Here is a 6,436-nt window from a genome sequence, read left to right as displayed (position 1 = left end):
CCCCTTCGTTTCCCCCTTTTTAAGGGGGAATGTTTTTATGGCATCTTCAATTTTTCGTACAACATTATCAATTTCGTCCAGCACTTCGTGGTTTCGAAATCTGATTATATTAATTCCAAGTTGCTTGATATTTTCATCTCTATTTAAATCGTATTCACGTTTTGTTTCAGTGTCATGGCTTTTGCCGTTTATCTCGATAGCAAGTTTAATCTGAGGTGAATAGAAATCCACGATATAGTTTCCTATGCTGAATTGCCTTCGAAAGCGAACACCTAAAATTTGCTTTTTCCGTAAGCGATCCCATAAACGTACTTCAGTTAAAGTAGCTTGATTACGAAGAGATTGTCTTCTCTCCTTCATCTCTTTTTTATTAAATATCTCAGTCATAAAATCACTTCGACCCCTTTTGTGTTTTCCACTCCCGCTTTCAACGGGATGTTCCACTTCACAAGGGGAAAAGTTAGAGCTTGGACAGGTGCGGACAACCATCCCCCATGCGAAGTGGGACGATAGTTGAGCGCTTTTTGCGAAATCCCGCCGCATTGTGGCGGGAGGGGTCGACAACCCCGCACACAATTTGCCCCCGGACCAGAATTTGTCCCAGAGAGCGTCGACTTTAGATTTGAGTTGTGGATCAGTTAACATTTTTCTCTTCTTTGATTGCTGTTGATTCTGCAGGTTCGGACTTGGCTGGAGGTAGATACACAGCAACTATGTCGTTACGAGTAAGGTGCTCATATATCTCATATGCCTTAGTCTTGAGTTCATTAACGCTTCCGGTTTCCTTATACTTAAACAACACCTCTGAAATATCTCTCGCACGTTCTCCAGCGTTACTTATCCCTCCTAACAGATGAAGGAGTTGATACCTATGGTCTACATTAAGTAAATCATTTGGAAGCTCAGCAATGGTTTTACTAACTATCTCATGACACGAATCTAGTGTAATTGATGATTGATAGCCAAGATAAATGTTTACTGTGCCTGAATATGAACCAAGATTCTGTTTTGCTAAAAGTTTTCTAACCTCATCATCAATGTTTTGTTCAGGTACTTCATCCCCGAATCTGCTATGAAGTGAATCGAAGCTATCCACAACAAAACCTACATTTACAAGGTCGTCATCCCCTAATAATACGAACAGCATTTCATAATAGGATTTACCTCTGCTCACTGTTATTTCATCATAAAGAATTTTTATCAGAAGTTTGCCATAATGCTCGCGTGCTGCTTTTGGCAGAGACGAATTCTTTAAAGATGACACAGTACTGTCAAGTAACGAATTTACCCGCTCATCGTTTGATTGTGTAATTTCCTCTACCATGAATGGACTCCAACCCTCTATCGCATTAGCATCTTTTAGATTGAAGAGTTTTGAGAGCAGTTCGTTATACTTTTCTTCGCCAATATATTGTTTGTACTTGCGGCATAATCTAGCGTTGCCTATAATTGTGTCATCGGGAGATTCAATTTCCCTTTCAATTGACGATATTCTTCGATTCAAACTTTCAGGTATTAGCACCTCCAAAATACTTGTCTCGTCGAACGGTCCAAGTAATATTCTTTCGATATGGGTTTCAAATCTATCGGGTGGCAATAGATCGGCAAAGGAATCGTAACTGTCTTTGACTTTCTTCGTCTGAGCAACATCCTTAAGTGAAGGATAGCAAAGAAGCAAAGTTTCTAATAGTGCTTGTTCAAGCTCACTGTTTGCAGTGTATTTTTTATATTGATTAATAATTAATGAACTGACAGTATTTGCACTTTCAGCGTCAAGCCAATCAGGCATTTCACGTATTGCCTCACAAGTGAAAAGTAAGGTCGAAGACATCTTATCATCTACTATGCTCTCACTAAATACCACAGAGAGCTTTTTGCCCAAACCTATTTGTTTTTCTGAAAAACTTTCTGGATTCTTCTCGTCAGTTAACAGTGCAAAGATCGCTTTGTTCAACTCAACACTTTCTGTGGAAATTGATGCTGCAAGAGAAGTAAGTAAATCATTTGAAGGGAAGATCAATCCCAATCCTGTTCTCTCATCCTTTGACAACTGAACTTGACTTATACCGTAGACAAATAATTCCTTTTCTGGTACAGTCTTCAAGGTTGATAACCACTTCTGTACAACAAGGTCTATGTTTTGTACAGCTTCCCTATGCATACTAAGTATTTTCTTAATTGCCTTATGACCTATCAGTCGCCAATACTCTGGTTCATATCTATCTATGACAAAAATTTCCTGAATCATCTTCTTAACGAAAGTACTTTGTTGAAACTGTCCGGTTAAATCAAGATTGTCTAGTAAGATAACTGCATCTTGTACAGATATAGTCATCGCAATTTTCGGGTGTAAAACGATGGATATAGTACTTCTAGCAAGATCAGCTTGAATTTCCTTTTGAAGCATCTTCATACCGAGTATACGTTTCGCACTTATATAAGCACGCTTGGCCACAGGTGGCACATCAGGATTTAACCATGTGGAAAGTGCGTCAACTATTGATCTACCATTAGAGCTAAGGTACTCAGCAGTTAAATGTATGTCATACTCAAAATCGATTCCTTGTTCAATCCATTTACGCAACCGAATACCAAATTCACCAAGCGTAAATTCTTGATTTGATGTTTTGAGTTTTGATAATAACTCAAAATTGTTCAGCTGAACGTTGTCTGTAGCACGGAGAAACTGGCGAAGCCCTGGTTGGTTGCGCCAGAGATCATCAATTCCCGTGTAACCTTCACCGAATTCTTTCCACGTCATTTTCGCAAGCTCAACTGGCTCTAAGTCTCTCGCGGCCTGATCGAATGTATCAATAGTTTCAGGATTTAACGAAATGAACTGGAAGAATTCTGGGAATTGATATTCCAAAACTACAAGTTTCGCTAATTGGTCGATAACACCTTCAAGACTTAAATCACCTAAGTATCCAGCTTTTGCACGTTCCTCTGCGAGAGCATATTTGAGCTGAAACATATTCAGGAAATGTTTGATCTTCCTTGCATCACGGCAATAACCTACAGCTGCAATATATACAATGCTCGTGGGGATCTCGTATTTTGCGGACACTTCCCGTGCAAAATGAAGCAAGTCCTCTTGATGAAAGGCAGGAATACGCAGCGAAACGGTGAAATACTTTCTAAGCTGCTCATAACCAAAATTAGTATTCTTGCCCTTGAACATCTGAACCACAGAAGAATCATCCATTGGAATGATAAAAAAGCACTGGTTATTGCCAAGGAAATTTTTCAATGATACTAAAACATCTTTTATTGTGTCGATATCGCATCGATCGAGATCATCAATAACAATTATGATTTTCTTGCTACCATTTTTCTTCATTGCCTTAGTAATCATTCCATGAAATTCTTCAGTGAACTGTTCTGGAAAGATTAACTGTGGATCAACAATAGTTTCTACATCAACGCGAATGATTTGTTCAAGGCGTTGGTAAATTATTGCAATGATGCTGGCTACTAATATGAAGATTCCTGCACCAAGTGAAGCAATATGCGTTGTCCAACCACCCCAAATAATAAACAATATGCCAATCGCTACTGTCAACAGGAAGATCCCTAGATTTTTGAATCCAGCTTTTGACCAGTGAAAGGTTTCTTTCTTTTTAGCCTTAATATCTTTGTAGCTCAATTTTTGTAACCTTTCGCCGGCAGTTTGTCTTTCAGATTCTTCTGTAATGATATCTTCTGAACCAGCAACAGTAAGAAGAAACTGTCTGCGAAATGAATCTCCAGAGTATTGCCAAGCATTGAAATATATGAAGCTATGGCCATTACCCTTGCACTTTGATTTTAGTAAATTTACTATCGATGTTTTACCAACACCCCAACCACCAAATAAGCCTACAGTGAGAGGTGGGTCGTTATCCTGTACTACCCTGAAAACTGTCTGTGCGAAAGCCTCATGGTTAAAAGCATCTTCTTCTTTTTTATAAATACCACTGGTAAACGATGGATCATCTGTTATAATTTTCAATTTCTGCATATAAATATTCTTTCTTTTGTTTATATCATAAACCCCTTAGTCAATTCAAGTAAATCTGCAATCTCGCTCTCCCCAAATAGTTTTTCAATTGCATTCACGCCAAAATTAGTAAATGGTTCCTCATACAAATCGGCAAGCTCTAATTTTCTTCGCTGTAGGAAAACAGTCTGCACAGCACGTAAAAATCTGGATTGGTCGGCGTCATAGTTATGCTCAAGTATAAACTCATCGAACGCTTTGCATGCAACAGTCTCATACGTGGTGTCATATCCTGTCACAGAGATTTCAAAACTCACCTGTGTTCGGTCAGAAAGATTCTCCACCATCGTGAATAACACTTCGGCGGACAGGCATCCGGCTTTTTTAAGCTGGGGATCGATTAAGCTGTAACGAGTTTTTTGTTCACTAATTCTGTAGGACACTAATTCGCGTTCTCTTTATATGATTACAATGTTCAAATATAACAAAATAAAATCAACATTCAAGAATAATCAACCTTTTACCTGATCATCTTCCCAACTTCCTATTAAACGCACTCATAACCTTCTCAAAAACCATCTCGTGTGTTATTCTTTTCATACAATCGAAAGTCCCAATCGGGCATATATTGCCGCCGTGTATGGCGCAGGGGCGGCATTTTAAATCATTAATTTCAACTACAATGCTCCCCTCGCTGAACGGTCCGAAACCGAAAGCGGGTACCGTTGCACCGAATATCGCAACAACCGGAATATCAACTGCCGCCGCAAGATGAACAGGTGAACTGTCGTTAGTAATTAACACACGACAGCGGCGAATTAATTCAGCAGATTGAAGCAGAGTAAGTTTACCCGCTAAGTTGATTACACCTCCGATAGACGTGTTATTAATAATTTCGTTGCAAAGTTTTACATCTTCTTTCCCACCGAGCAAGCAAACGACATATTTTTCTGAAAGTAATTTCCGCACTAACTGAAGATAACCTTCTTTCGTCCAACGCTTTGTATTCCAAACCGAACCGGGTGCAATACCGATTAGACGGTTCGTATCCAAGATTTCTTCTTCAAATAAGATTTTATCTACGACTTTTTTATCAGCTATACTCGGATAAAGTCGCGGCAATTCCTTTTTCTGGGTTTCAATTAATAATGGTTTTAGAAGTGAGATGTTCCGTTCTGCCTCATGTAAATCGTAACGATACTTTACGATATGAGTAAATAATATCCTGCCCGCACTCCTATTAAATCCTATTCTCGTTTTTATTTTAGATAAATAAATCAGGAGGGCACTTCGTATCGATCGATGCGGAACAATAGCAGCATCATATTTTTTCGATTTCAATAAATTTGTTAACCTTTTGAAACCTTTACGACCTTTATCATCTCCATATTTATCATAAATTATAATTTCATTAATATCCGGATGATTTTGCAAAACATCGGATGCTCGCTTGGTTGCAACAAAATCGATTTCGACTATCGGATATCTTTTTTTAAGAAGCTGAACCATCGATAAGGTTAAAATCACATCACCGATAAATGCAGTTTGAAAAATCAGTATCTTCCCGCTGATATTCATTTAATATTTTTCCAACGCCTATGTGTCCACATCCATTGTTCGGGATATAAGCGGATATATTTTTCCAGAACTGCGGTATGCCTTTGGGTCAGTTCGTACACATTGGCTTCGTTGTATTCGGTCAGGTCGGAAGTTTGAATTTCTTCGATTATAACTTCATAAGTAAAATCCGGTTTACGTATAATTATTCCCATTTGCATTGCAGCGCCGGTGCGTAAACCGAACACCGCAGGTCCTTGAAATGTAGCAACCTTTTTTCCGAAAAAATTCACAAAGAGACTCTCTTTGGGGGCGCTTTGATCTGCAATCATCGCCACAATACCACCTTTATTTAAAGAGCTCAAGACTTCGCGCACTGCTACTTCCATTGGAACTACTTTGTTTCCAAACAATGTCCGGTGCTCATTAATTATCTTATCCACCAACAAATTAGTTTGGGTTTTGGCAATCATAATCATAGAAATTTTGGATATAAAACCGGTAGCAAAAGCCAGCAGTTCCCAATTTCCGAAGTGTCCCGAAAGCATTATCACTCCCTTCCCTTCCTTATAACGGTTCATCATTAATTCTAAGTTCTTATACTTTATAAGATTATCGAGGATTTCAGGAGTAAGGCGGGGGAACCATAATAATTCAACTATTGTAATTCCAAAATTTTGGAATGCGTTTTTTGCGATTCTTAAAATTTCCTTATCGGATTTTTCAGGAAAAGCCTGCCTTAAATTATCGGCAGCAATTTGTTTGCGGCGTGTTAAAATTATAAAAAAAATATTAGCTAATTTTAAACCTAACTGTTGTGCATTCTTTAAAGAAAGATTTAGAATAATGAAACGAAAGAATCTAAATAAAAGATATTCTATCTGATTTTTCATTCATTCA

Annotated in this window: 5 protein-coding genes; all 5 read right to left on the bottom strand. The window is 38.3% G+C overall.

What is annotated here, in order from left to right; genetic code table 11:
* The coding region (locus tag QME58_05165) for an endonuclease domain-containing protein (protein ID MDI6803222.1) at nt 1-387 on the bottom strand (387 nt) is incomplete at its 3' end.
* 247 nt (nt 388-634) lie between these two features.
* Nucleotides 635-4,000, bottom strand: a complete 3,366-nt coding sequence (locus tag QME58_05160) for a P-loop NTPase fold protein (GenBank protein ID MDI6803221.1) — start codon at nt 3,998-4,000, stop codon at nt 635-637.
* A gap of 20 nt (nt 4,001-4,020) precedes the next feature.
* The gene (locus tag QME58_05155; GenBank protein ID MDI6803220.1) at nt 4,021-4,422 is read right to left on the bottom strand and encodes a type I restriction-modification enzyme R subunit C-terminal domain-containing protein; all 402 of its coding nucleotides are present in this window, start codon (nt 4,420-4,422) and stop codon (nt 4,021-4,023) included.
* A gap of 85 nt (nt 4,423-4,507) precedes the next feature.
* Nucleotides 4,508-5,557, bottom strand: a complete 1,050-nt coding sequence (gene waaF, locus QME58_05150; GenBank protein MDI6803219.1) for a lipopolysaccharide heptosyltransferase II — start codon at nt 5,555-5,557, stop codon at nt 4,508-4,510.
* A complete protein-coding gene (locus QME58_05145) occupies nt 5,554-6,429 on the bottom strand; it encodes a lysophospholipid acyltransferase family protein (protein MDI6803218.1) in 876 nt (291 codons plus the stop codon). Before QME58_05145 ends, waaF begins: the two co-directional genes overlap by 4 nt.
* Between the last annotated feature and the right edge of the window lie 7 nt (nt 6,430-6,436).

The organism is Bacteroidota bacterium, from assembly GCA_030017895.1.
In the GTDB taxonomy this organism is placed as follows: domain Bacteria; phylum Bacteroidota; class Ignavibacteria; order UBA10030; family BY39; genus JASEGV01.
The sequence above is the reverse complement of the archived record's forward strand: the minus strand, read 5'-3'. Positions and strand labels throughout refer to the sequence as shown.

Coding starts and splice junctions, on each gene's coding strand:
- QME58_05145 (MDI6803218.1), bottom strand. CDS start 6,429: ATGAAAAATCAGATAGAATATCTTTTATTTAGATTCTTTCGTTTCATT.
- waaF (MDI6803219.1), bottom strand. CDS start 5,557: ATGAATATCAGCGGGAAGATACTGATTTTTCAAACTGCATTTATCGGT.
- QME58_05160 (MDI6803221.1), bottom strand. CDS start 4,000: ATGCAGAAATTGAAAATTATAACAGATGATCCATCGTTTACCAGTGGT.